This is a genomic window from Marinobacter sp. M1C (assembly GCF_023314135.1).
GTDB lineage: Bacteria > Pseudomonadota > Gammaproteobacteria > Pseudomonadales > Oleiphilaceae > Marinobacter.
Window position 1 is genome coordinate 4,193,422 of sequence record NZ_CP092289.1, and the last position, 24,656, is coordinate 4,218,077.

At 55.7% G+C, this 24,656-nt stretch carries 24 protein-coding genes and 1 other RNA gene; 17 read left to right on the forward strand and 8 right to left on the reverse strand.

The window, feature by feature from the left end; genetic code table 11:
- Positions 1-12: 12 nt before the first annotated feature.
- Together ssrS and MIH19_RS19775 are read left to right on the forward strand one after the other, a co-directional pair.
- Positions 13-193, forward strand: a non-coding RNA gene (gene ssrS / locus MIH19_RS19770) — 6S RNA.
- A 4-nt stretch (positions 194-197) separates the two neighbouring features.
- Positions 198-839, forward strand: a complete 642-nt coding sequence (locus MIH19_RS19775; protein WP_249006487.1) for a 5-formyltetrahydrofolate cyclo-ligase — start codon at positions 198-200, stop codon at positions 837-839.
- On the opposite strand, the gene MIH19_RS19780 is transcribed toward MIH19_RS19775, so the two are convergent.
- A complete protein-coding gene (locus MIH19_RS19780; protein ID WP_249006488.1) occupies positions 821-961 on the reverse strand; it encodes a hypothetical protein in 141 nt (46 codons plus the stop codon). The two genes, MIH19_RS19775 and MIH19_RS19780, sit on opposite strands and share 19 nt — an antisense overlap.
- Positions 962-1,128: 167 nt before the next feature.
- Positions 1,129-2,670: a threonine ammonia-lyase, biosynthetic gene (gene ilvA / locus MIH19_RS19785; RefSeq protein ID WP_249006489.1), complete on the reverse strand. Its 1,542-nt coding sequence runs from the start codon at positions 2,668-2,670 to the stop codon at positions 1,129-1,131.
- Positions 2,671-2,847: 177 nt separating this feature from the next.
- On the opposite strand from ilvA, the gene rpiA reads away from it, so the two are divergent.
- On the forward strand, positions 2,848-3,522 hold the full coding sequence (gene rpiA / locus MIH19_RS19790) for a ribose-5-phosphate isomerase RpiA (RefSeq protein WP_249006490.1): 675 nt from the start codon (positions 2,848-2,850) through the stop codon (positions 3,520-3,522).
- A 123-nt stretch (positions 3,523-3,645) separates the two neighbouring features.
- Positions 3,646-4,173: an inorganic diphosphatase gene (gene ppa / locus MIH19_RS19795; protein ID WP_249006491.1), complete on the forward strand. Its 528-nt coding sequence runs from the start codon at positions 3,646-3,648 to the stop codon at positions 4,171-4,173.
- 83 nt (positions 4,174-4,256) lie between these two features.
- Here the strand turns inward: ppa and MIH19_RS19800 are convergent, their stop codons facing one another.
- Positions 4,257-5,306, reverse strand: a complete 1,050-nt coding sequence (locus MIH19_RS19800) for a DUF2333 family protein (protein WP_249006492.1) — start codon at positions 5,304-5,306, stop codon at positions 4,257-4,259.
- Positions 5,307-5,313: 7 nt separating this feature from the next.
- Positions 5,314-7,344, reverse strand: a complete 2,031-nt coding sequence (locus tag MIH19_RS19805; protein WP_249006493.1) for an EAL domain-containing protein — start codon at positions 7,342-7,344, stop codon at positions 5,314-5,316.
- 338 nt (positions 7,345-7,682) lie between these two features.
- On the opposite strand from MIH19_RS19805, the gene aroQ reads away from it, so the two are divergent.
- From aroQ to MIH19_RS19870, 13 genes are all read left to right on the forward strand, one after another.
- Positions 7,683-8,120: a type II 3-dehydroquinate dehydratase gene (gene aroQ, locus MIH19_RS19810; protein ID WP_249006494.1), complete on the forward strand. Its 438-nt coding sequence runs from the start codon at positions 7,683-7,685 to the stop codon at positions 8,118-8,120.
- 30 nt (positions 8,121-8,150) lie between these two features.
- A complete protein-coding gene (accB, locus tag MIH19_RS19815; RefSeq protein ID WP_249006495.1) occupies positions 8,151-8,615 on the forward strand; it encodes an acetyl-CoA carboxylase biotin carboxyl carrier protein in 465 nt (154 codons plus the stop codon).
- A gap of 18 nt (positions 8,616-8,633) precedes the next feature.
- Positions 8,634-9,980, forward strand: a complete 1,347-nt coding sequence (gene accC, locus MIH19_RS19820; protein WP_249006496.1) for an acetyl-CoA carboxylase biotin carboxylase subunit — start codon at positions 8,634-8,636, stop codon at positions 9,978-9,980.
- A 28-nt stretch (positions 9,981-10,008) separates the two neighbouring features.
- The gene (prmA, locus tag MIH19_RS19825; RefSeq protein ID WP_249006497.1) at positions 10,009-10,902 is read left to right on the forward strand and encodes a 50S ribosomal protein L11 methyltransferase; all 894 of its coding nucleotides are present in this window, start codon (positions 10,009-10,011) and stop codon (positions 10,900-10,902) included.
- Positions 10,903-10,967: 65 nt separating this feature from the next.
- Positions 10,968-12,089, forward strand: coding sequence for a DUF3426 domain-containing protein (locus tag MIH19_RS19830; RefSeq protein ID WP_249006498.1), 1,122 nt, complete (start codon positions 10,968-10,970; stop codon positions 12,087-12,089).
- Between the two features lie 224 nt (positions 12,090-12,313).
- Complete coding sequence (dusB, locus tag MIH19_RS19835; RefSeq protein WP_249006499.1) at positions 12,314-13,312, forward strand: tRNA dihydrouridine synthase DusB; 999 nt, start codon at positions 12,314-12,316, stop codon at positions 13,310-13,312.
- The gene (gene fis, locus MIH19_RS19840) at positions 13,309-13,626 is read left to right on the forward strand and encodes a DNA-binding transcriptional regulator Fis (RefSeq protein WP_249006500.1); all 318 of its coding nucleotides are present in this window, start codon (positions 13,309-13,311) and stop codon (positions 13,624-13,626) included. The genes dusB and fis overlap by 4 nt, the downstream gene beginning before the upstream one ends.
- A gap of 31 nt (positions 13,627-13,657) precedes the next feature.
- Positions 13,658-15,238, forward strand: a complete 1,581-nt coding sequence (gene purH, locus MIH19_RS19845; protein ID WP_249006501.1) for a bifunctional phosphoribosylaminoimidazolecarboxamide formyltransferase/IMP cyclohydrolase — start codon at positions 13,658-13,660, stop codon at positions 15,236-15,238.
- Positions 15,239-15,255: 17 nt separating this feature from the next.
- A complete protein-coding gene (gene purD / locus MIH19_RS19850) occupies positions 15,256-16,542 on the forward strand; it encodes a phosphoribosylamine--glycine ligase (protein ID WP_249006502.1) in 1,287 nt (428 codons plus the stop codon).
- A gap of 103 nt (positions 16,543-16,645) precedes the next feature.
- Positions 16,646-17,593 carry an alpha/beta fold hydrolase gene (locus MIH19_RS19855; protein WP_249006503.1) on the forward strand — a complete coding sequence of 316 codons (948 nt, stop codon included), beginning with the start codon at positions 16,646-16,648 and terminating at the stop codon, positions 17,591-17,593.
- Between the two features lie 101 nt (positions 17,594-17,694).
- Positions 17,695-19,278 (forward strand): cation:proton antiporter family protein, encoded by a 1,584-nt coding sequence (locus MIH19_RS19860; protein ID WP_249006504.1) that lies wholly within the window; start codon positions 17,695-17,697, stop codon positions 19,276-19,278.
- A gap of 196 nt (positions 19,279-19,474) precedes the next feature.
- Entirely contained in the window at positions 19,475-20,851 is a 1,377-nt protein-coding gene (locus MIH19_RS19865; RefSeq protein WP_249006505.1) for a sigma-54 dependent transcriptional regulator, read from the forward strand.
- On the forward strand, positions 20,848-21,912 hold the full coding sequence (locus MIH19_RS19870) for a transporter (RefSeq protein ID WP_249006506.1): 1,065 nt from the start codon (positions 20,848-20,850) through the stop codon (positions 21,910-21,912). The genes MIH19_RS19865 and MIH19_RS19870 overlap by 4 nt, the downstream gene beginning before the upstream one ends.
- A gap of 12 nt (positions 21,913-21,924) precedes the next feature.
- On the opposite strand, the gene MIH19_RS19875 is transcribed toward MIH19_RS19870, so the two are convergent.
- Genes MIH19_RS19875 through MIH19_RS19890 form a run of 4 tightly spaced genes read right to left on the reverse strand, consistent with a single transcriptional unit; the run spans position 21,925 to position 24,549 of the window.
- Positions 21,925-22,422 (reverse strand): hypothetical protein, encoded by a 498-nt coding sequence (locus tag MIH19_RS19875; protein ID WP_249006507.1) that lies wholly within the window; start codon positions 22,420-22,422, stop codon positions 21,925-21,927.
- 4 nt (positions 22,423-22,426) lie between these two features.
- Positions 22,427-23,125 carry a C39 family peptidase gene (locus MIH19_RS19880; RefSeq protein WP_249006508.1) on the reverse strand — a complete coding sequence of 233 codons (699 nt, stop codon included), beginning with the start codon at positions 23,123-23,125 and terminating at the stop codon, positions 22,427-22,429.
- Positions 23,126-23,138: 13 nt separating this feature from the next.
- Positions 23,139-23,531 carry a hypothetical protein gene (locus MIH19_RS19885; RefSeq protein ID WP_249006509.1) on the reverse strand — a complete coding sequence of 131 codons (393 nt, stop codon included), beginning with the start codon at positions 23,529-23,531 and terminating at the stop codon, positions 23,139-23,141.
- 55 nt (positions 23,532-23,586) lie between these two features.
- A complete protein-coding gene (locus tag MIH19_RS19890) occupies positions 23,587-24,549 on the reverse strand; it encodes a dentin sialophosphoprotein (protein WP_249018608.1) in 963 nt (320 codons plus the stop codon).
- Between the last annotated feature and the right edge of the window lie 107 nt (positions 24,550-24,656).

A 24,656-nucleotide genomic window follows, 5' to 3' on the forward strand; every position in this document is an offset into this window, starting at 1 on the left:
TATAATGGAATCACCTTCCTGGGCTGTACGCTCGTCGGGTACGTCCTCGAGCCGATGCGCTTTACCCAGGTGGCCACTTTAGGGCATTGTGTGCATGTCCCCTGCGGGGGAAAGCCTAATATGTCACAGCGGCCACCGACCTTGAACTTCGGGTTCAAGGGCCTACATCCGATAACGGCAGCCCGGGAAGCTTTATTTTGAGCGACAGCATCGCCCACCCCTCTTTTTTATCGTCTTCTGCACACTTGGATACTTCCCGCAATCAGTTGCGTAGACACTTGCGCCAACAACGCAACGCCCTATCTCCGTTGCAGCAAAGACACGCATCGCAGCAACTGGCCAAGCACCTGTTAGCCAACCCTGACCTTTATCGCGCCCGCCACATTGCCATTTACTTGCCAAACGACGGTGAAATCAGCCCGCTGCCCTATATGCAGGCTGCGCGCCGCCGCGGCATACGCGTTTACTTACCGGTATTGCATCCGCTAATCCCCGGGAAGCTGGTATTCAGCCCTTACACGTCGCACACCCGCCTGCGCCCCAATCGTTTTGGCATCGCGGAACCTGCGTTTAGCGCCGGCCTGAAACGGCCAGCCTGGGCGATGGACGCAATATTGTTTCCGCTGGTAGGGTTTGACGAGCGCGGAGGAAGGCTGGGCATGGGCGGGGGGTTTTACGACCGGACATTTGCCTTCAGCCGCACTCGGCCAAGACTCGCACCCAAGCTGATTGGCCTGGCTCATGATTTTCAGCGGGTGGATAGCTTACCGATTGAGCCTTGGGATGTGCCTTTGCACTCGGTGGTTACCGAGCGTGGCTGTTATCGGGTAGTGGTCTGATACCAAGGCTCCGCCGCTCGGGGGCTCTGTTCAGACGCTTGCAGCGAGGTGAATCCGGTAATAATAAGGCCAGCAGCGAATATCAGTGCGATGGTGCGGATCATATCTGGCTTGCGGCCCATTTCTTAACTCCGGAACTGCGATGGTAACTCATACAGGAAACGGAGGGCTGATGCCGCCGTTAGTAGAATGACGGAAGATTATCATTCCCCCGCCATTTTACAATTTTTGACAGATTAACTTTCAGTCACTCAAAGGTCCAAGCAGGCACTCAGCGCCCGCGACGCCATCAGCTAGAGTGGCTGTTGCCGTTTCCTGCTCCAAGAAACAGCTGGTAGGCTTCGTTATTGGTCATGTTTTCATAGCGGAAACCGACCTTCTCAAGCATTTTCTCAAAGTCCCTCACTTCGTCATCGTCCACTTCAGCGCCTAACAGCACGCGGCTGTACGCCGCACCGTGATTGCGGTAATGAAACATCGAAATATTCCAACGCGTGCCAAGCGACATCAAAAACTTCAGCAGGGCACCGGGACGCTCGGGGAACTCGAACTGAAACACTTTTTCATTGCTGATACCCGGAGCGTGCCCCCCCACCATGTGGCGAATGTGCTGCTTGGCCAAGTCGCTGTCTGTCAGGTCCAGTACCAAATAACCGGTTTCGCGCAGTTCCCGCACCAGTTCGTCTCGGCCCAGGCCACCGGCCTGAATCTGAATGCCAACAAATATCGTGGCTTGCTTGCTATCCGCGTAACGGTAATTGAACTCGGTGATGCTGCGCTTGTGCAGAGCGTTGATAAAGGTTTTGAACGCGCCGGGCTTCTCCGGAATGGTCACCGCCAGGATGGCTTCGCGCTTCTCGCCGATTTCGGTGCGCTCCGAAATATAACGCAGACGGTCAAAGTTCATATTGGCGCCGCTGAGGGTCGCGATCAGATTTTCGTCTTCGATTTTTTCCCGTTCTATGTATTTTTTTATACCGGCCACGCCGAGTGCCCCGGCGGGCTCGGCAATGGAACGGGTGTCTTCAAAAATGTCTTTGATCGCGGCACAGATTTCATCGGTGGATACAGTGATCACTTCGTCTACGTGATCTTTGCAGATTTCCCACGGGTAGGCACCAATCTGTTTGACCGCCACACCGTCGGCAAATATCCCAACTTCATCCAGTATTACCCGCTCGCCGGCTTTCATGGCTGCCTGCAAGCAGTTTGAGTCTTCCGGCTCTACACCTATCACTTTTATTTCCGGGCGCAGATATTTTATGTAGGCGGCCATACCGGCAATCAGCCCACCACCGCCTACACAGATAAACACCGCGTGGATGGGCTTGCTGAATTGCAACAACAACTCCATGGCGACCGTGCCCTGACCGGCGATCACGTCTGGGTCATCGTAGGGAGGAATGTAAGTGTAACCATGCTTTTCAATCAGCTCGTGGGCGTGGGCCGCGGCTTCGTCGAAAGCGTCGCCTCTGAGCACTACCTTGGCACCGTGCCCACGCACAGACTTCACTTTGATCTCTGGCGTCGTCTGAGGCATTACGATGACGGCCTTGATGCCCAGTTTTTTTGCCGACAAGGCCACACCCTGGGCGTGATTACCGGCAGACGCACAGATTATCCCCTTGGCCTTCTGCTCCTCCGACAACTGCACCAGCTTGTTGTAGGCCCCGCGAATCTTGAACGAGAATACCGGTTGCAAATCTTCACGCTTCAAAAAAATGTTGTTGCCGAAGCGCCGCGACAGGCTAACGGCCTCGGTCAGCGGCGTTTTATTAGCAACATCGTAAACGCGGGCATTCAGTATTTTCTTGATATAGCGTTGGGACATGTCGATTCCGCAATGTAATTTAAGAATGAATTAGGCGTGATTCGAAAGAGATTTGGCGTAGGGCACCACCGAAAGAGCCCGTAGTGTAGAAAGTTTTACCCGCAACCGTCTATAAGCAGCCCGTCCAGACGCTGTATACTGCAAGCATCCCATTCATTTTCCGCAACGGGCTCAACCATGAACCAGGACGAACTGAAGCAAGCGGTCGCCAAAGCCGCTATCGACTACATCAGCCCCCGCCTGAACAGCAGCAGCATCATTGGTGTGGGCACCGGCAGCACTGCCAACTGCTTTATTGATTTGCTGGCGGCCATTCGCAACGATTTTGACGGCGCCGTAGCCAGCTCCGAAGCCACCGCTGAACGCCTGAAAAGCCACGGCATTCCCGTTTATGAGCTGAACAGCACCGCAGATCTGGAGTTTTACGTAGACGGCGCAGACGAAGTCAACGAACAACTGGAACTGATCAAAGGCGGCGGCGGCGCGCTCACGCGGGAAAAAATTGTGGCGGAAGTGGCGCAGACGTTTATCTGCATTGCCGACGAGTCCAAAAAAGTGGACATTCTGGGTGAATTCCCACTGCCACTGGAAGTGTTGCCTATGGCCCGCAGCCACGTCGGCCGGGAAATCGTGAAACTTGGCGGCGATCCGGTGTACCGCGATGATTTCACCACCGACAACGGCAACATCATTATTGACGTCTATAATCTGGACCTGTCGCGCCCGATTCAGGTGGAAGAACGCCTGAACCAGATTGTAGGTGTGGTCACCAACGGCCTGTTTGCCCGCCGCCCCGCCGATCTTCTGCTGCTGGGTACAAAAACCGGCGTACAGACTCTCAAGCGCGGCTGACCCACTCGACTGGCATGGCAGCCAAGGCCGGCTGCCATGCCAGACCAACGTTTAGTTTCACAGAGCGGCGCAGTTTCGTACAATAGCGCTCACTTTTTAACCCTACCCAGGAAGGACCACCCGATGCACTTCGATAACATCCCTGCCGGCAAAAATGCACCCGACGATATCTATGTCGCCATTGAAATCCCGGCCAATAGCTCACCGGTGAAGTACGAACTGGACAAAGACATGGGCGCCTTGCTGGTAGACCGTTTTATGGCTACACCCATGTTCTACCCGGCCAACTACGGTTTTATTCCCCACACTCTGGCCGACGACGGTGATGCCCTGGACGTATTGGTCATTACCCCCTACCCGGTTCAGGCGGGCTGTGTGATTCGCTGTCGCCCGGTAGGCGTACTCAACATGGAAGACGAAGCCGGCGGCGACGCCAAGCTGGTCGCAGTGCCCCACGACAAACTGACCACGGCTTACGCCCACGTACAAGACGTGACGGACTTGCCAGAACTGCTGCGCAACCAGATTCATCACTTCTTTGAAAACTACAAAGCGCTGGAAGCCGGAAAATGGGTGAAAATCCAAGGCTGGGACAACGCAGCAGCTGCGAAAAAAGCCATTGTTGACGCCATCAAAGCTTACGGCGGCTAAAAGCGTATCGCTTTATACCGTTCACAAAAAACCGGGCATCAAGCCCGGTTTTTTGTTGCCTGCACATCAGCGGGAGACAATTACTAGCCCCGCGACAGTAACGCCCGCATGTCACTGATCGCCGCGTTGGCCCGCGACAAATAGGCCGCCATAGTCAGCGAATGGTTGGCCATTATGCCAAAGCCACTGCCGTTGAGAATCACCGGGCTCCACATGTCGCCCTGCGCTCCCTCAAGCTCAATGATGATCTGCTTAACGCTGGCCGTAGCGTTCTTGTCCTGCAATACCTTGCGGAAATCCACTTCAATGGCGCGGAATATGTGCAGTAGCGCCCAGGAACTGCCGCGAGCCTCGTAAAACACATCGTCTATTTTGGTCCAGTCGGTTTTTACATCAGCGCCGTCGGTCCGTTCATCCAGCGGATCCTGGCCTTCCGAATCCGCTACCGTCTCAGAGATGGAGGCTTTACCCACACTCTCACCCAGGGTGCGGGACAAACTGCCCAAACGGGTTTCCAGGTCGGCCAACCAACTGTTCAAGCTATCGGCACGTGTATAGAACTGCGCATCGGCCTGATCAGGGCTCGACAGCCGATCCAAATAGCGCTTCAAAGCGGTGATCCCGCGACGGTATTCAGATTCGGTTGAGGGAATCGCCCAGCTATCGCTATCAAAGTGCAACTGGGGCTCGGCAATAATCAGGTCCGCGTCTTCCGAAGACTGGCTCTGGGCGCGACTGATGTCTTGACGCATGGCTCGGGCCAGATCACGTACCTGCACCAGCACGCCGAATTCCCAGTTAGGCATGTTATCCAGCCAAACACCGGGAGGGAAAATGTCGTTGGTAATGTAACCGCCGGGTTTATCCAGCAGGGTTTCCGCAATGCGGATCATGGTCGCGGTAGTGGCAAAGCCGGTTACCGGTTCACGCTGCATGGCGTTGGCGGTTGCGCGGGTGTGTTCACGCACCGAAAAACTGTCGGGCTCGCTGCTCCAGTACATACCCACGATCATGGCAATCAGCAGGTAAACCACCACAATGATAAGCAGCAACTTACCCACCATTCCACCACCGGAGGAGTCCCGGGCATCGCCTTTTTTGTCCTTGAAATACTGCCTGATTTTGCCTGGCATAAGCGTATTATTCCCCTATCAATTGGTGGTTTTCTGCGGTGAATGGACGCCCTAGATGGTAGCCCATTGCACCATCAATGCCCAAATCACACAGTACTTTGAATTCCTCAACGGTTTCCACGCCGCTGGCAAACACTTTCACACCGCTACTGTGGGCAATATCAACAACCGACTTCAAAAAGAAGCGGTTATCGCCATGTTCGTTAATGCCGTGGGTGAAGCTGTTGTCAATGCGCAGAGCTGCCAGTCGCAGATTTTTCAAATAGCTAAACGGCACTCCGCCGACGCCAAAACGATCAACTACCACCGGAACCTGCAAGTCGTTCAGCGACTGCACGAGCCGGGTAGCTTCCTCGCGGTGGCGATGAATGGCCAATTCCGAAATGCCCACCCACAGGTTACGGACCACCGCTCCTGCTGCTTTTAATTCTACCAGCAGGTCCTGCTGAAACTGTGGGTCTGTAACTGAGGCGTTGCCCAAAGAAACAGCCAGCGGCATCTGCGGACGCTGCCGCAGATGCTCCAGAACGCTGTGCACCAGTTGGCGGTCAATAGCCGCAATCAGCCCGAGGTGCTCCGCCATAGGCACGAACAGCGCGGCCTTTAGCGCGCCATCGGCGGTATTAATGCGCGAAAATACCTGATGGTAAAGCGGCTCACCATGAACCGGCCCTGCACAATTTATCACGGGCTGAAGCCACAGTGCGAAACGCTTCTGCGCCAGAGCTTCCTGCAACGTTAAGCGCCAGGCCTCAGCGCCTAGCTGCGTGCCGTCACCGGGAACCAGCAGGCGACAGCCAGACTCGCTCTGCGACTGAGCCTGGCGCAGGGCGTTGTCGGCGGCAATCAGCAACTCCAGCACGCCGCCGCCTTGAACGGTCGGCGCCAACCCCCCGTGCACTGCTACAGCCAAGGGCCTGGCAATGGCACTGTAGGCGTCATCAATATCCGCCAGCAGTGACTGACACCAAGGTAAGGCATCGTCAGAGCTGACACCGGGCAGATACAGCACGAACGAGGCGCCCATGCGCCGGCCCGCGAAGGCATCGGCGTGCTGGCGAGTAAAGTGTTCGATGATTTTGGCCAGGCGGGCCAAAAGCCGGTCACCCTCCTGGCGCCCCAGCGACACATTGAACTTGGCAAACTGCGACAACTGAAAAATCAGCAGCACGCCCGGCGCCGATCGCTCTTCAGACAGCACCTCTACTTTCAGGCGCTGGTCAAAAGCGGTGCGGCTGGCGAGGCCGGTCACCGGATCTTCATTGTTAAGCTTGCGCAGCTGCTGGATCAGCCGTGCCTGCCCATAAAACAGCTTTTCCAGCTGATCGGTCATGGTGTTCATGGCCACGGTGACCTGGCGTAGCTCACGGGCGCCTGCCACCCGAATGCGTTGGCGGAATTCACGCCGACCAATAGCGTCAGCCTGGCGCTCCAGTGCATGCAACGGCCGCAGAGTCTGCCGCAGTAACAACCACAGACATAGCAGACCAATACTGCTGATAACGGCGGCACTCAAAACCAGCGCCGCTGCGATGCGCCAAAGGTCCTGATACGCCCGACCGGGATGACTGACCACATTAACCAGACCCAAGCGCTGCCAGCCCCGCACCACTTGGGCCGTGGCGACCGGTGTCGGCAAGTCTGCGAAATGAACAAACCAGGCAGGTGCGTCAACCTTACTAAGGCTGATACGGCGCCCAGCCACCACAGCGCCCGAATGATCAAGATACTCAACAGATAAGTAACGCCCGCTGTCGAATACGGCATCAATTAGCGAGTTCGATGCAACGGGGTCGCGGCCGTCAATGGCGTTTGATAGGGACAGACCAACGGCGGTAGCGCCATCTTGGGCGTGGCCAGCCAGCTGGCTGCTGACGTACTCGCGGAAATAACCGTAGCTAGCGCCCACGCTGGCCAACAGCAACGCTACCAACAACACCCCAGTGAACAGCAGCAGCAAAGTGCGCAGCGAAAAACTGCCTCGCTGGCGATCCATGCGGGCTGACTGCAGACTCATCCGGGCGCGTGCCTTGGTCATAAATGAACTGCTCCGGGCGTTTGGCGTTGCGTGCGACGCTCACAAATGGCGAACCTGCCTTATAATAGTCGCGATAACGTTGATTATTGTAGTAAGCGTACGCCAAATCCGCCAATAGGTTGCTCTATATGGAACCAACGTCTTATGGACGCTGTTACAGAGCTGTCTGACAATAATCGGCGGTATCAGAACGGCTGGGCCTGCATTAGGTCACATTAAGGCTCCTGATCACCATCCAAATTTATCAAAAAGTATTGATATGAGCAGCATAAGTGCGCACCATGGGCGCATTGTGTCGCTAAGTTTGGCAATTCTGTAAAACAAAGGTATTCGTTTTTATGGCAAGTATTCTCGTGCTTCACGGGCCAAATTTGAACATGCTAGGCACCCGCGAACCTGAGGTATATGGCCACGAAACTCTCGCAGACATTAATCAGCGGCTACAGAGCAGCGCTGCAGCCGCGGGCCATCATCTGCTCCACCTGCAATCAAACGCCGAATATGAATTGATTGAACGCATTCACGCCGCCAGGGTAGAAGGTGTGGACTATATTCTATTTAATCCGGCGGCTTTTACCCACACCAGCGTCGCATTGCGTGACGCGCTGTTGGCGGTTGCCATACCGTTCATTGAGGTGCATCTGTCCAATGTGCACCAGCGGGAAGCCTTTCGGCACCACTCCTATTTCTCAGATATCGCCAAAGGCGTTATCTGCGGCCTCGGCAGCCAGGGCTATGACCTGGCGCTTCAGGCCGCACTCAAACAAACGCATTAACTAGACCTTACAAAAGAGGCTGAACAAATCATGGATATTCGCAAAATCAAGAAATTGATCGAACTGCTTGACGAATCCGACGTCGAAGAACTGGAAATTCACGAGGGCGATGATTCCGTGCGTATCTCGCGCCGCCGTGAGCAGCCAGCCGGCACGCATTACGTTAGTCACATGGCACCACAGCATGCCGCGCCTATGTACGCACCAGCACCGGAAGCACCGGGCCCGGTTGGCCATGAAAGCAAGCCTGCAGCGCCCAAGGGCCATACCATTAATTCACCTATGGTGGGCACTTACTACAGTGCGCCATCGCCTACCGCGCCGGAATTCATCGCCGTGGGCCAATCCATCAAAGCCGGTGATGTTATCTGTATCGTGGAAGCGATGAAGATGATGAACCAGATTGAAGCTGACAAAAGTGGCACCATCACCGAAATACTGGTCGAAAACGGCCAGCCGGTGGAGTTTGACCAGCCTCTGATCGTCATTTCCTGAACCCGGTGATTGTGAGCCATGGCTATGTTAGAAAAAGTATTGATCGCAAACCGCGGTGAAATCGCCCTGCGGATTTTGCGCGCCTGTAAAGAATTAGGTATCAAAACCGTAGCCGTGCACTCCAAGGTCGACCGCGACCTGATGCACGTGCGCTTAGCCGATGAAACCGTCTGTATCGGCCCCAACAGCCCGACCGACAGCTATTTGAACATCCCTGCCATCATCAGCGCAGCGGAAGTAACCGACTCAGTGGGCATCCACCCCGGTTACGGCTTTTTGGCGGAAAACGCCGACTTTGCCGAGCAGGTCGAAAAAAGCGGGTTCCGCTTTATCGGCCCCAGAGCCGAGACCATTCGGCTGATGGGCAACAAAGTGTCGGCCATCAACGCCATGATCAGTGCAGGCGTACCAACGGTTCCAGGTTCTAACGGCGCGCTAACCGACGACGACGACCTGACTCTTAGAGTCGCTAAAAAAATCGGCTACCCGGTGATTATTAAAGCCGCATCGGGCGGCGGTGGTCGCGGCATGCAGGTGGTGCATTCGGAAGCGGCATTGCTCAAGGCCGTACAGATTACCCAGACCGAAGCGCGCAGCGTGTTTGGCGACCCGACCGTGTATCTTGAAAAGTTCCTTGAACGCCCGCGTCACGTTGAAATACAGATATTGGCCGACATGCATGGCAACTGTATTCACTTGGGCGACCGCGACTGCTCGTTCCAGCGCCGTCACCAGAAAGTGCTGGAAGAAGCGCCGGCGCCGGGCATTGACCCCGAAGCCCGGGAAAGAACCCTGAAAGCCTGTGTTGATGCCTGTAAGGAAATTGGCTATGTGGGTGCCGGCACCTTCGAATTTCTGTATCAGGACGGTGGTTTCTACTTCATCGAGATGAACACCCGGGTGCAGGTTGAACACCCGGTATCGGAAATGGTGACCGGCGTGGATATCGTGCGCGAACAGCTGCGTATCGCCAGCGGCCTGCCGTTGCAGTACACGCAGGACGACATCAAGATTACCGGGCACGCCATCGAGTGCCGGATCAACGCAGAAGACCCCCAAACTTTTGTGCCTAGCCCCGGTAAAGTGAAGCATTTTCATGCGCCCGGCGGTAACGGTGTACGGGTGGATTCGCACCTTTACAGTGGTTACACCGTGCCGCCCTACTACGATTCGCTGATCGCCAAACTGATCACTTGGGGTGACGACCGCGAAATAGCGCGCCGGCGCATGAAAAACGCCCTCGACGAGATGGTGGTTGAAGGCATTAAAACCAATCAGCCGCTGCACCGCAGATTGGTGCGCGATGGCGGCTTTAAACAGGTAGACTTCACCATACATTACCTTGAAAAACTGATTCGGGACTGAGTCCTGCGTCGACAATGCGGGAAGCACCATGCCCTGGATACAATTAAAGATTTCGGCTGACCCAGACAGCGCCGATCAGCTCGAAGATGTGCTGATGGAAATGGGTGCCGATGCGGTGTCGATGGAAGACGCCGCTGACCAGCCTCTGTACGAGCCGGACCATGGCACCACACCTTTGTGGAGCCAAACCACCGTAACCGGACTGTTTCAGTCCAGTTACGATATTACCGAGTTGTGTTCCAACATCCGCGACGCCTGGCACCAGCAAACCCAGCAGAGCCTGGCGGACATAGACGTAACGCTGGTTGAAGATAAAGACTGGGCGCGGGCCTGGATGGACGATTTCCACCCCCTGCGCTTTGGCGAACGTTTGTGGATAGTACCCAGCTGGCACGACGCGCCTGACCCGGGCGCAGCCAATTTGCTGCTGGACCCAGGCCTGGCGTTTGGTACCGGCACCCACGACACGACGGCTCTGTGCCTACAGTGGCTAGACGGCGCGGATGTAAAGGGCAAACAAGTGATCGATTATGGCTGTGGCTCCGGCATTTTAGGCCTGGCTGCACTGTTGCTAGGTGCTGACCATGTAATGGGAGTCGACACCGACCCACAGGCGCTGGAAGCCAGCCGTGAAAACGCCCGCCGCAACGACGTAGACGAAAGCAGGCTGTCTTTGTATCTGCCGAAAGACGAACCCGACGCCTTGGCCGACATTACGCTCGCCAATATTCTGGCTCAGCCACTGATCGGACTGGCGCCACACCTGGCAGCGAAAACCCGCCCGGGCGGCGACATTGTGCTGTCTGGCATTCTCAATCATCAGGCCCGCGATGTGATGGTGGCTTACGAACCCTGGTTTATTATGGATGAACCAGAACAGCAGGGTGAATGGATACGGCTCACAGGGCGACGCCACGATTGATCAAGCGGTAAGGCCAAAGATTTAGACGACCGTGCATTCAGTTTCTTTGTATTCAGGGATTTAGAATGGCTTCCAGCAACCTTCAAACTCAGTGCTCCCACTGCCAGACGCGTTTCCGGGTAACCGGGGAGCAACTGGAGGCTGCCAAGGGGCGAGTGCGCTGCGGCAGCTGTATGAAGATTTTCAATGCCTTAGAGAATCGCATCAAAGAGCGAAAACCTGTCATCACAACACCCCCGGAGCCGGTTATCAACCCGGACCCGGACGCCGATCTGGTGTTTGCGGACAACCCGGAAGAAGATGCAGCCCACGGCGCTTACATTAAAGCCGACATGACGTTTGCCGAAGACGAGCTCAGCGACAGCTTTCGCTCCATGGACCACAGTGTTTATAGCGATGACCGCGACAGCAGCAGCGATATAAACCCGGATTCGGATGAAAGCTGGGCCCACGCCATTCTGGATGAAGCCAGTCGCCACAACAGCCCAAGGCGCTCAGCCCCACCCGCCGAATCAACACCACCCAAGAATGAACCACTTGCTGAAGCTCAAAATCTTGAAACACAAGGCCTCGCGCAACCCAGCGACAGCCGGCCGTTGCCGTCCGAGCATCAGATTTACGCCGAGAGCGGCGCCCGACCGCAGCATACGCTTTACAGCAATCTTCGCCAGGAACCCATTCCGGTTCAGTCCAATCACAGCGGAAAAATTCGGGCGTTGGCCTGGTCACTGATTGTTCTGGCCATTCTCGGGGTGATCGCCTCACAGTTGGCTTGGGTTCAATTTGACAAATTTTCCAAAATTCCCCAGCTGCGTCCTTTTTACGAAAAAGGCTGCGAACTTGCCGGTTGCACGCTGCCACCGCTGATAGACATGAGCGCCATAGACAGCCGCAAACTGGTGGTAAAAACCAACCCTGCCAACCGCAGCGAACTGGTGGTAGACGCAGTGATTATCAACCGTGCCGCCTTCGCACAGCCGTTTCCGGCCATTGTTCTCACCTTCGCAGACTTGAACGGGCAAGAGGTTACACAGCGTGTATTCAGCCCTGCAGACTACCTGGCGGACCAGGGCGCACAGTTGCGGGAAATGCCGCCGCAGACGCCAATACGCATCGCCATCGCTATTCAAGACCCGGGACAAACGGCGGTCAGCTACAACATCGACTTCCGCTCACAGGCCGAGTAAGCCAGCGCAAGCTCGCTGGCCGAACTCGACTTGCAGGCTTTCGACAAGCACACAAAAGTCAATCAAAAAGCACGAAAAATAATCAATTTTTTCACGGCCTTGCCTCTTCAATCGCGGCCGCACCAGCGGTATCATTAGCGCCCTCCGGAATTCGGCCGTTCAATTATTGAACAATTCACCGATATTCAGGCCTTGCGTTAACTTCCGTAACACGGATTCAGATCATGCTGCCAACGGCAAAAATCGGGCCGTATACCTTGCCCAATCCGCTGATTGTTGCGCCCATGGCCGGTGTGACAGACCGGCCTTTTCGGCTGTTGTGCCGGCGTATGGGCGCAGGGCTGGCCGTTTCGGAAATGGTGATTGCTGATAGCAAAATGTGGCACACCCGGAAATCTCGCAGCCGCCTGAATCATCAAGGTGAGCCTGAGCCCCGCTCGGTGCAGATTGCCGGCGGCGATCCAGAGATGCTGGCGCAGGCGGCGCGTATGAACGCTGCGTCTGGCGCCCAGATCATCGACATCAATATGGGTTGTCCGGCCAAAAAAGTCTGTAATAAAGCGGCCGGCTCTGCACTGATGAAAGACGAAGCTCTGGTGCTGCAGATTCTGAAGGCGGTAGTAGCCGCCGTAGACATACCGGTGACCCTAAAAATGCGCACCGGTTGGGATGAGGATCACCGCAACGCGCCGATTATTGCGCGCATGGCAGAAGAAGCCGGTATTCAGGCGCTGGCCATACATGGCCGCACTCGCACCGACAAATACACGGGCAATGCCGAGTACGACACCATTGCCCGGGTGAAGTCCGACGTTGGTATTCCGGTATTCGCCAATGGCGACATCACCAGCCCGGAAAAAGCGCGCGACGTGCTTCAATACACCGGGGCTGATGGCCTGCTGATTGGCCGCGCGGCTCAGGGCCAGCCTTGGATTTTTCGGGAAATCCTGCATTTTCTGGAAACAGGCGAACACATGAAACCGCCGCCACTGGATGAAGTGGAAACGATATTGAGCGAGCACCTGCTGGCACTGCACGATTTTTATGGAGAAACCATGGGTGTGCGCATTGCCCGCAAACATGTGGGCTGGTATTTGCAAAGCCACGACCAAGACAAACGCTTCCGGCAACGCTTCAATGCCATAAACGACGCGTTGGAGCAGCACAACAGCATTCAACAGTATTTCGCAAGCTTACGAAATGAAGAGGTATTCGCAGCATGAAAGCTGAAACTTTGGCAAACGACACCCTGAACGCATCCGCCAATGATGACATTCACCAACTGCAAACGGTTGGCACCAGCGGCAACCCAGTCACCCTGCGTGACAGCGTAGAAATTGCACTGACCAACTACTTCACCCAGCTTGATGGCGCTCCGGTAACCGAGGTTTATCAATTGGTGCTATCAGAAGTAGAAGCTCCGTTACTGGAACAGGTGATGAAGTACACCCGCAACAACCAGACCAAAGCGTCCACCATGCTGGGCCTGAACCGCGGCACCCTGCGCAAGAAGCTCAAGCAATACGATCTGCTTTAAACCCGACATCCGATCCGGAAGAAAGTGACCCATGGCAAATCAGGCAAATACTCCCGTTCGTCGCGCGCTGATCAGTGTCAGTGACAAAACCGGCATTGTTGAATTTGGTCGCGCGCTCAGCGAGCGCGGCATAGAGTTGCTGTCCACCGGCGGCACCTTTCGTCTGCTTAAGAAAAACAACGTCGCGGTCACCGAGGTGTCTGACTACACCGGTTTTCCGGAGATAATGGATGGCCGGGTAAAAACCCTGCACCCGAAAATTCACGGTGGCGTTTTGGGCCGCCGTGGCACCGACGACGCCGTCATGGCCGAACACGGCATAGACCCCATCGACATGGTGGTGGTGAATCTCTATCCGTTTGAAGACACCATAGCCAATCCGGATTGCGACTTGGCGACCGCCATTGAAAACATCGACATTGGCGGCCCCACCATGGTTCGCGCGGCAGCCAAGAATCACAACGATGTGGCCATAGTAGTGAATACCCGCGATTACAGCCGGGTATTGAAAGAACTGGAAAGTAACGATGGCGAACTGACCTTTGCTACCCGTTTCGATCTGGCCGTAAAAGCCTTTGAGCACACCGCGGGCTACGACGGCGCTATTGCCAACTATCTGGGCGGGCGCACCGCCGATAACGACAACCCGGATTTCCCGCGCACCTTCAACGCCCAGTTTGTGAAAGTGCAGGACATGCGCTACGGCGAAAACCCGCACCAGCGCGCCGCGTTCTACGCCGAGCGCAACCCGAAAGAAGCCTGTGTGGCCACCGCCACCCAGCTGCAAGGTAAGGCGTTGTCGTACAACAACGTGGCCGACACCGACGCCGCGCTCGAGTGTGTAAAACCTTTCGCCGACCCGGCTTGCGTGATCGTCAAGCACGCCAATCCCTGCGGTGTAGCCATTGGTGCCGACATTCTGCAAGCTTACGAGCTGGCCTATGCAACAGACCCCACCTCGGCGTTTGGCGGCATCATTGCCTTCAACCGCGAGCTGGACGCAGCGACCGCCAAAGCCATTATTGAGCGCCAGTTTGTGGAAGTGATCATCGCCCCCAGCATCAGCGCCGAAGCAGTAGAACTGATAGCCGCCAAGAAAAACGTGCGTTTGCTGGCCTGCGGCGAATTTGACGGTGAGCGCGCCCCGGCTTTGGATTACAAACGCGTGACCGGCGGCTTGCTGGTGCAAGAACGTGACCTGGGCATGGTCGCCATGGCTGATGTAAAAGTGGTCACCCAACGCCAGCCCAGCGAAGAAGAACTGAACGATTTGCTGTTTGCCTGGGAAGTGGCCAAATACGTCAAATCCAACGCCATTGTTTACGCTAGAGCGGGCCGCACCATCGGCGTGGGCGCAGGCCAGATGAGCCGCGTGTACAGCGCCAGGATTGCCGGCATTAAAGCCGCCGATGAAGGCCTGGAAGTAAAAGGCTCGGTCATGTCTTCTGACGCCTTCTTCCCGTTCCGCGACGGTATTGATGCCGCCGCCGCCGCCGGTATTACCGCGGTGATCCAACCCGGTGGTTCCATGCGTGATCAGGAAGTGATCGACGCCGCTAACGAGCACGGCATTGCTATGGTGTTCACTGGCATGCGCCATTTCCGCCATTAACCCGTAGGGACCGCATCATGAATATTCTGATTATTGGTAATGGCGGGCGCGAACACGCCCTGGCGTGGAAAGCCGCGCAGTCGGAACTGGCCGACACCGTTTTCGTAGCGCCCGGTAACGCCGGCACCGCCACTGAAGCCGGTGTGGAAAACGTCGCCATTGATGTGATGGATTTGGACGGTTTGGCTGACTTTGCCGCCAGCAACAACGTCGGCCTGACCATCGTCGGGCCCGAGGCGCCGTTGGTTGCCGGTGTTGTGGATCTGTTTGAAGAGCGTGGCCTGAGGGTGTTTGGCCCCAGCGCCGGCGCCGCGCAACTAGAAGGCTCAAAAGCTTTTACCAAAGACTTTCTGGCGCGCCATAAAATCCCCACGGGTTCCTACGGCAACTTTACCGACGTGGATGAAGCATTGGCCTACGTGCGCCAGCAAGGCGCGCCTATTGTGGTCAAAGCTGACGGCCTGGCTGCAGGTAAAGGCGTGATTGTGGCCATGACCCTGGCCGAAGCGGAAGACGCCATCCGCGATATGCTAGCGGGCAACGCTTTTGGCGACGCCGGCAGCCGCGTGGTTGTTGAAGAGTTTCTGGACGGCGAAGAAGCCAGCTTCATCGTCATGGTCGACGGCGATAACGTGCTGGCCATGGCGACCTCGCAAGACCACAAACGCGTGGGCGATGGCGATATCGGCCCCAACACAGGTGGCATGGGTGCTTATTCCCCGGCGCCGGTGGTAACCCCCGAGGTGCACCAGCGCATTATGGATGAGGTTATCTACCCGACCGTGCGCGGCATGAAAGCCGAAGGCCACCCCTACAAAGGTTTCCTGTACGCCGGCCTGATGATCGACTCTGTTGGTGCTCCCAGGGTGATCGAATTCAACTGCCGCTTTGGCGATCCGGAAACCCAGCCCATCATGCTGCGCATGCAGTCGGATCTAGTGGCTCTGTGTCAGGCCGCGATTGACGGCAAACTGGACCAGTGCAGCTCCGATTGGGACCCCCGGGCCGCCGTGGGTATTGTTCTAGCGGCAGGTGGTTATCCCGGCAGCTACAGCAAAGGGGATGCCATCTCTGGCCTGTCGGAAACCGAAACCGAGGGCGAAAAAGCTTTCCACGCCGGCACAAAGCTGAATGGCAACCAGGTGGTCACCAGCGGTGGCCGGGTGCTCTGCGCAACCGCACTGGGCAATACTGTGACCGAAGCCCAACAACGGGCTTACAGACTTGCTGGAAAGATAAGCTGGGACGGTGCGTTTTATCGCAAAGACATCGCGTATCGAGCCATAGCCCGCGAGCAGGCGTAATACGACACCCTGAGCAAAAGCCCGGTCGTTGACCGGGCTTTTTTATGGGGTAATGTAAACTCACGCGCCTGCCCCGTTACACAAACAGCCTGGAACTGCTCAAATGCTGCAAAAGTCACCTAATATTACCTTTTTCTTGCTCTTATCCGTTGTGCTTTTAAGCGCATGCTCCCGCAATGACATATATCAGAAGGCTATCGACTATGAGCGTTCCACCGCCGGACTTGAGGCTGCCAGCATTACTCTGGGCGAACTGAACATTGCGTACCTGCGAAACGCAGAAATGAACAACGGCGAGACCATCGTGATGGTTCATGGTTTTGGTGCCAACAAAGACAACTGGACCCGCATGGCCCGGGAGCTCACAGATAAATTTAACGTTTATGCCATAGACCTTCCGGGCCACGGCGAAAGCAGCAAACCGCTGGATCTCGGTTATCGGCTGGACCAGCAAGTGGCACACCTTGCCCGTATTCTTCAGGCTCTGGACATTGCCAAGATGCACATGATGGGCAACTCCATGGGCGGCGCCATTACGGCCTTATATGCCGCCACTTATCCGGAACAGATCAAAACTGCCGTACTGTTCGACCCGGCCGGTATCCTTGACTACGAGAGCGAACTGTTTGATTTGGTCGCCGCTGGTGACAACCCACTTATCCCCTCAAAACCTGGCGATTTTGAGCGTCTGATGGATTTCGCTCTTGAGAAAAAGCCGTTTATTCCCTGGCCCATTCTTGGGGTTATGGAAGACCAGGCTCTTGCCAATCAGACAGTGAATGAAGTGATTTTTGCCGCCATCCGGGGCGCTGGCTTCGAGACGGGTTTCCGCAGTATGGTCAGCCGCATCAAAGCCCCGGTCCTGGTCGTCTGGGGCAAGGAAGACCGTGTGATTAACTACCGTAACGGCGAAGTCTTTGTGGACATCATCCCGGGTGCACAACTGGAGGTATTGGACGGTGTTGGTCACGCGCCCATGATTGAAGCGCCGGAAGAGTCAGCCCGTCTGTTCCTGGAGTTTGCCAAATCCCATGCTTCAAAAGCCGAGTAACACAAACAGGCAAGAGGCTCTGTTGTTATCGGCTTCAACGATTGGGAAAAACAAGGTAGCCTTACGCCGACTATAATCCGTTTTCCCTGAAAGAACCTCTCATGCCTGAAGCTGTATGGATTTCCTTTGCGTTTGGTCTTGGCCTGCTGGTCAAGGTGGTTCATTTACCACCCCTGGTGGGTTATCTGGCGGCCGGTTTCACACTCAGCGCACTAACGGCGTTCCCGGGTTCCAATATCTCTGCCGAGCCCACCGAAGTATTAGGCCACATTGCTCACCTGGGCGTGTTGCTGATGCTGTTTACGGTGGGCTTGAAGCTGAAGTTCAAGACCATCATCAGCCGTGAAGTCATTGGCGGTAGCCTGCTGCACTTTGGCATAACCTGCTTTGTGTTCACCCCCGGGCTGTATCTGTTTCTGGATATTACCTGGTACATTGCCTTCATGCTAGCGGTGGCGCTGTCGTTTTCATCCACCATTCTTGCCGCCAAAGTGCTGGAAAGTAAGCGCGAGTTGCGCGCGTTCCATGGCCGCGTCGCCATCGGCATTCTGGTAATGCAAGACCTGATTGCACTAGTGGTGATGAGCCTCGCCGCGGGTAAAACGCCGTCAGAATGGGCCTTGATTGTGTTCGGCCTGCCGCTAATGCGGCCATTGCTGTTTCGCCTGTTGGATGCCAGCGGCCACGATGAACTACTGGTGCTGTTGGGCATGCTTTTAGCACTGGTATTGGGCGGCTTGGGCTTTGAAGCCTTGGGCTTGAGCTCCGAGCTTGGTGCTTTGCTGTTTGGTGCGGTGCTGGCCAATCACCCACGCAGTCAGGAGCTGGCCAAATCTCTGTGGAGTGTGAAAGAGATATTCCTGGTGGGGTTTTTCCTGCAAATCGGCATTGGCGGGCTGCCAGACGCCCATTCATTGATGTTTGCATTGGCTGCCAGCCTGATTCTACCGTTGAAAGGAATACTGTTTTTCTTCCTGATGATTCTGTTCCGCCTGCGCGCGCGCAGCAGTTTTCTAACGTCGCTGGCGCTGACAAACTACAGCGAATTCGGCCTGATTGTGGCCAGCATTGCTTTGCCCCAGTGGATGGTGCCGTTGGCCATCAGCGTGGCGCTGTCATTTGTAATTTCAGCGCCCCTGAACCGCATCGCTCACGGCCTTTACGAGCGCTTTGCCAGCCGCCTGGAGTGCTACGAAACCAATAAACATCACCCTGACGAACAGCCCCTGGCGCTGTCTGACGCCAAGGTTCTCATCATGGGTATGGGGCGCACCGGTACCGCCGCTTACGACTGGCTGATCGAAACCGAACCGACCCTGGTCGGACTGGATTCTGACCCCAACAAAATTACCCAGCACGGCGTGGCGGGGCGCAATGTGGTGTTTGCCGATGCCGAAGACACCACCTTCTGGAGCAATCTGCATATGCCCCAGGTGCATTCAGTGATCCTCGCCATGGCCGACATTGAAGGCAAACTGATTGCCGCCCGCATGCTGCGGCGCATGGGTTTCACCGGCTACATTGTGGCCCACACCATGTTCCAGGACGAAGCTCACCAAATACGTGAAGCCGGCGCCAACGAAGCTTACCTGACCATGAGCGAAACCGGCGTAGCCCTGGCAAGCCACATCATGGAGCGGGAAGCATCCGCGCCGGACGGTTTTGAACCGCCCTCGACAGCCTAAGTGTCAACGAATTTTACATATCGATTTTTTCACGCAATAGATGATTCTGCTAACTGTTTGATAACCCGCTTCGCAGGTTCTCTGGCACACCTTATGCTTTAAATGTTGTTTGCAGCCATCTACGGATAGGATTTTTGTGCGCAACATCCAATGTTCGTGATGTGTGGCTTATGTTGTGACGAAATGGAGGTTTTTCATGCCGCCATGCCGAACACTTATATGGCTATCAACCCACGTACCAGACATACCAGAATTTGGGTCTGAGTATCAGGTGTACGCCATCAACGCCAGTGACGATATGCCATTGGCGCCGCCGTCCTGTGCAGGCACACGTGCTGGCGTAGCAGATCTGCGCCGGTTCAATGTCAGCGATGTCGGTAACTTTTGTCGCTGGATTGAGTTTCTGGGGCTGCGCTATTGGGTTGCCATTGTCGACATCTATCCATCTCCGGGTTCCGATACCCAGCGGTTCATTGCCCGCTACTGCTCTGACTACCACTCGGCACCGTTGGATATGGGCCGTTTCACAGCGATGTTGGGGCATTTGTGGGGCATGGCGGAGCTGCAAATCCAAACCACAGACGGTTACGACAGTAACCGGCGCGGGCCGGATTTCAACGATGTTGTGCTGACCGGTTCGTCGCCCGCTATCTGTGACACCCGCTCCTTACTGCGGCGTTTCGCTGCGGTTGACGAGCCGGTGTTGATCACCGGCGAAAGCGGCAGCGGTAAAGAAGCCGCCGCTCACTTTATCCAGAAAAACAGCAACCGTACTTATGGCCCACATGTGATTGTTAACTGCGCCGCGCTGCCTGAATCCTTGACCCAAAGCGAGCTGTTCGGCTACGAACAAGGCGCCTTCACCCACGCTTTGAAAGCCCATCCGGGGCGTTTGGAACTGGCGCACCGGGGCACAGTGTTACTAGCCGGTATTGATGAGCTCAGTATGAAACAGCAATCGGCGTTGCTGCCCTTTTTGCAGGAAGGCCGGCTTGAGCGCATTGGAGGCAAGGCATCGTTCATCGTGGACGTACGGATTCTGGCAACCAGTTCTTCAGACCTTGGCGAGCTGGTTCGCCAGGGCGAGTTCCGGAGCGATGTGTTCTATCGTCTGGGCAGCTTGATTATTAATATGCCGGCACTTCGCCAACGCCCCGACGACGTTATTACCCTCGCCCTGTTACTTTTAGACCAAAACAACACCCCGAAAAAACTCAGCACCGCCGCCATCTCGGCGCTTGCACACCATACCTGGCCCGGTAATCTGCGCGAACTGCAAAATCGTTTGCGCCGAGCCGGGCTGCTCAGCGACAGCGCCACCATCAGCCCCCGCAGCCTGGGCTTACAGGCGGCGCTGCCAACTCCCGGCAACCCTTCACAACTGACACTCTCTGCGTTTCGCAACGAAGCCGAACGTCACGCACTGTCATGCAGCCTGAACCTGGCACAACATAACGTCAGCGCTGCAGCCCGCATGCTGGCGATTTCCCGCGTTTCGTTCTATCGCCTATTGGAAAAGCATAAACATACAACTTTACACCTAGATGAAGACTCTGAAGGAGATTGTGTATGACACACCTTTTGCATTCACCACTGTGGACATCCCCCAGGCTATGTCTATTAACCGCTACTCTGGCCATAACACCGGCGTACGCCCAGGAAAATACCGGTAACATCAATCCGCCCCCGGTGGACCAGGCCACCAGCATTGCGTCTATCACCGCGGACCGCGGCATTGTCACCCGGCCCAAGCGCTTCACTATTGAACCATCGCTGTCTTACTCCCACAGCAGCTCTACCCTGGTGGCAATCGAGGGCTACACGGTTATACCCGCATTGTTGATCGGGCTAATCAACATATCCGAAGTGCAGCGGGATACTTTTGTGGGCGCCGTGTCGTTGAAGTACGGCTTTACCAGCCGCCTGGAGGCCGCGGTTCGGGTGCCCTATCTGAGCATCAGTGAAGACTTGCGCGAGCGCGATGTATTTAAGGGCACGCCCGTGGACAATCTGCGTGAGTCATCCGGTAACGGCTTGGGCGACGTGGAGCTATCCACACGCTATCAGCTGAATGACGGGCTGGAGGGCTGGCCTTATGTGATCGGCGTATTCCGGGTACGTGCGCCCACGGGCGAAGGGCCCTATGATGTTAAAAAGACCACACTGTTCACCGAAGATGGCGTGCCCATTGGAGTGACTCTGAACGAGCGTCCGACCGGTTCCGGATTCTGGTCATTTGAACCCGGCTTTTCCTTTATATACCCGAGCGATCCCGCCGTGCTTTTTGGCAACCTGAGCTACGTATGGACAATGGAAGAAGATGAGGGCCAGATCAACGGTGGTACTATCGACCCGGGCGACATTGTACGTTTCGGATTTGGCATGGGCTTCGCGTTTAACGAGCGTACCTCGTTCAGCCTGGGGTACGATCATTCAGTAATCAGTAAAACCAGTTTTGAGCAGGATAACAGCCTTTTTGATGCCAACTTCGATCGGATTCATGTGGGGTCACTATCGTTCGGCCTGGCCCACCGGTTGTCGAATAGCACAACATTAAGCCTTTCCGTGAACGTAGGTGTCACGGATAATGCGCCTAACAGCGAAATTACCCTGAAACTGCCTCTAAGCTTGTAAGGCGCCGCAGTCTTAACGCCTCGGTAGCGACAGCATGGAATCCTGAAAGTTGGGGGGCAGACGCCAAGTTTGCCCCAGGTTGTTCAGTTCAATATTCAGTTGCTGCATATTCTGGATAACCGCGCCGTCCACATTATTCTGGATCAGCGTCATCCAACTTCCGTTATCGAGTACACCGCTGGTTACCCGTGCGCCGTCGCCAGCGCTGCTGACGTCGCGCAGTACGGGCAGATTTTTGAGGGCTTGGGCGTAACTGCCCACGTCGCTGATATTGGGTATGCGCCAGCTATTAATGACTTGCAGGTCGCCATTCACCGACACTCTTTGCTCCAGGCCAATGGCAATTTCAAAACGGTTGAGAAAAAACCCGCCGCGCTTCTGCGCCAGCTCAGCATCACTCAGCACCGGGCTCCAATCTGCGGCTTGGGCCTGTGCAACCGACAAAACGGGAACCATTACCAAGGCCAGTCGAATTGCGGCCGGTCTCAATATTCGTAGGTTCAAGGTCATAGGTTCACCACTCCGACATCGATGGCCAATAAGGCAACGTGTGCCCCAGTGGCGGTGCGTCTTGAACCTGGCTCAAAGGCGCCGTTGCGACCGAAGGCCAGGATCCATCGGCAATAAACGAAATGCGTCCCTGTTGCAGATGGCTGCGTATCACAAACGCCGTGCCATCCCAGTATTGTTCAAACTCTGACCGCGGATACACTTTCATACCACGCGCCGGATCACCCACCAGCACTTCGCTGGGCGAAATACCTTTGATGATCACAAAATGCCGATAACCATCCAGCGTGACCAAGGCAATCACCGGTAACCGAACCTCCTTGCGCAATCCATCCAATGGCAGGCGAAAACCGTCCGCCCGATAGCCCTCAAGCGCCAAATAACGCTTCATATCCAACATAGAAAAACCTTCACGCTGCACTTTCTCTGGGTCGGCTACGGCGAACATGCCGCTGAAGACATCTTCCTCTGACACCTCGAACTGATAATGAAACGTCAGTAACGATGCGATTGCTGCAGAACCACAACTGAAGTCGTACTGCTGGCGGAATACCGAGCTGAAACGGCGGGCCTGAAAACTCTCAACGGCCACCTCAAAGCTTCCGGAAAACCCCGGAATAATGACACTGCCGCCACTGGTCGCAGGGCTGATAACCAGTAGTAGGGTCGCCAAGATCGCGGTAATACCTGTACCACCGGCCATCGCCTGTCTCCTGTTATCGGTTAATAAGAACGTTGACCTGAGTTGTGCCCTGAATAACCACCTGGTTGCCCGAGTTCTGAATAACCGTGGCCACGCCGCTCATATTTTGGAAGGCGCCACCGCTGATCAGGTTGTTACCCGTCATCACTTGTCCAGCCAGCACGTTATCGCTGACATTGCCATTCTGGTTACTGGTGTTCATTTGCCATTGCAGTGGTATGCCTTGGCGACCGCTGGCCTCGTTCAGTTGTTGCGCAGACAGCGCAGACTGCTGCAGCCAGGTTTCATCGCTGTTGGCGGTATCAGCCAAGGCGGTCGCTGTGCTTGTTAACAGAGCTAACCCCAGCACGCGAGTGATACAACCCGCTATAAAGCAGCGTTTAACTTGGTAAAGGCTGTTTTCCATCCCATGCCTCCCGGGCCTGGGCGGGCTACCAGAAACTGGCAGCCCGCACCTGCGCCTAGTTGCCGCCTGCGGTCAGGTTAGACATCACACTGACGTTAGCCTGGGTAACACTGCCCACACCGACGTTCTGGGCAAACGCGCCCACACCGGTGAAGTTCGCAGAACCGTCGCCAATGCTATTGCTGGTCCGCACATCGGTGGAAGATCTGCGAGCAGTGGCGTCGCCGTAGTTCACTGACACGTCACTGACGCTGCCATTGAGTTCGGCGCTGTTGAGGAACATGTCGACCGACATGCTCAGCATGTTGCTGCTGCTGTCAGACGAATCGTTGTAGGAGCCGGCAATGCTGTTGTCCGACTGATCGTTATACGAATCGTTGGTGCTGCTGTCCGACTGATCTTTGTTCGAGTCGTTGGTGCTGTTATCGGCCTGGTTGTTGCCGGAGTCGTTGCTGCTACTATCCGCCTGGTTGGTGCTGGAATCGTTGCTGCTGTTATCCGCTTGGCTGTTGCCAGAGTCGTTGGTGCTGTTATCGGCCTGGTTGTTGCCGGAGTCGTTGCTGCTGTTATCGGCCTGGTTGTTGCCGGAATCGTTGTTGCTACTATCCGCCTGGTTGGTGCTGGAATCGTTGCTGCTGTTATCCGCTTGGCTGTTGCCAGAGTCGTTGCTGCTGTTATCCGCTTGGCTGTTGCCAGAGTCGTTGCTGCTGTTATCGGCCTGGTTGTTGCCGGAATCGTTACTGCTGTTATCGGCCTGGTTGTTGCCGGAGTCGTTACTGCTGTTATCGGCCTGGTTGTTGCCGGAGTCGTTGCTGCTACTATCCGAATTATCAGAGTTGTTCGTGGAGCTGTCATTGCCAGAGTTGGCGTTGCCGGAGGTGTCGTTGTTGGACGTGGAGCCACCGGCGGCGTTGGTGTTCGGATCACCATCGCCACCTTGCTGGTCAGCCCACGCGGCACCTGACAAGCCAAGGCTCAAAGCAACAGCAATTGCCAGCATATTTTTTTTCGTATTCATGATGTCATCCCTTCGTTGTTGTTAGCTGCTAGAGAGCCCATTCCAGCCTGCAATCACTGTGCAAGTGTCCGTATAGACTCACAGAGAACAACCTAGCGATAATTGTG

Coding starts and splice junctions, on each gene's coding strand:
- MIH19_RS19780 (WP_249006488.1), bottom strand. CDS start 961: ATGGGCCGCAAGCCAGATATGATCCGCACCATCGCACTGATATTCGCT.
- ilvA (WP_249006489.1), bottom strand. CDS start 2,670: ATGTCCCAACGCTATATCAAGAAAATACTGAATGCCCGCGTTTACGAT.
- rpiA (WP_249006490.1), top strand. CDS start 2,848: ATGAACCAGGACGAACTGAAGCAAGCGGTCGCCAAAGCCGCTATCGAC.
- ppa (WP_249006491.1), top strand. CDS start 3,646: ATGCACTTCGATAACATCCCTGCCGGCAAAAATGCACCCGACGATATC.
- MIH19_RS19800 (WP_249006492.1), bottom strand. CDS start 5,306: ATGCCAGGCAAAATCAGGCAGTATTTCAAGGACAAAAAAGGCGATGCC.
- MIH19_RS19805 (WP_249006493.1), bottom strand. CDS start 7,344: ATGACCAAGGCACGCGCCCGGATGAGTCTGCAGTCAGCCCGCATGGAT.
- aroQ (WP_249006494.1), top strand. CDS start 7,683: ATGGCAAGTATTCTCGTGCTTCACGGGCCAAATTTGAACATGCTAGGC.
- accB (WP_249006495.1), top strand. CDS start 8,151: ATGGATATTCGCAAAATCAAGAAATTGATCGAACTGCTTGACGAATCC.
- accC (WP_249006496.1), top strand. CDS start 8,634: ATGGCTATGTTAGAAAAAGTATTGATCGCAAACCGCGGTGAAATCGCC.
- prmA (WP_249006497.1), top strand. CDS start 10,009: ATGCCCTGGATACAATTAAAGATTTCGGCTGACCCAGACAGCGCCGAT.
- MIH19_RS19830 (WP_249006498.1), top strand. CDS start 10,968: ATGGCTTCCAGCAACCTTCAAACTCAGTGCTCCCACTGCCAGACGCGT.
- dusB (WP_249006499.1), top strand. CDS start 12,314: ATGCTGCCAACGGCAAAAATCGGGCCGTATACCTTGCCCAATCCGCTG.
- fis (WP_249006500.1), top strand. CDS start 13,309: ATGAAAGCTGAAACTTTGGCAAACGACACCCTGAACGCATCCGCCAAT.
- purH (WP_249006501.1), top strand. CDS start 13,658: ATGGCAAATCAGGCAAATACTCCCGTTCGTCGCGCGCTGATCAGTGTC.
- purD (WP_249006502.1), top strand. CDS start 15,256: ATGAATATTCTGATTATTGGTAATGGCGGGCGCGAACACGCCCTGGCG.
- MIH19_RS19855 (WP_249006503.1), top strand. CDS start 16,646: ATGCTGCAAAAGTCACCTAATATTACCTTTTTCTTGCTCTTATCCGTT.
- MIH19_RS19860 (WP_249006504.1), top strand. CDS start 17,695: ATGCCTGAAGCTGTATGGATTTCCTTTGCGTTTGGTCTTGGCCTGCTG.
- MIH19_RS19865 (WP_249006505.1), top strand. CDS start 19,475: ATGCCGCCATGCCGAACACTTATATGGCTATCAACCCACGTACCAGAC.
- MIH19_RS19870 (WP_249006506.1), top strand. CDS start 20,848: ATGACACACCTTTTGCATTCACCACTGTGGACATCCCCCAGGCTATGT.
- MIH19_RS19875 (WP_249006507.1), bottom strand. CDS start 22,422: ATGACCTTGAACCTACGAATATTGAGACCGGCCGCAATTCGACTGGCC.
- MIH19_RS19880 (WP_249006508.1), bottom strand. CDS start 23,125: ATGGCCGGTGGTACAGGTATTACCGCGATCTTGGCGACCCTACTACTG.
- MIH19_RS19885 (WP_249006509.1), bottom strand. CDS start 23,531: ATGGAAAACAGCCTTTACCAAGTTAAACGCTGCTTTATAGCGGGTTGT.
- MIH19_RS19890 (WP_249018608.1), bottom strand. CDS start 24,549: ATGAATACGAAAAAAAATATGCTGGCAATTGCTGTTGCTTTGAGCCTT.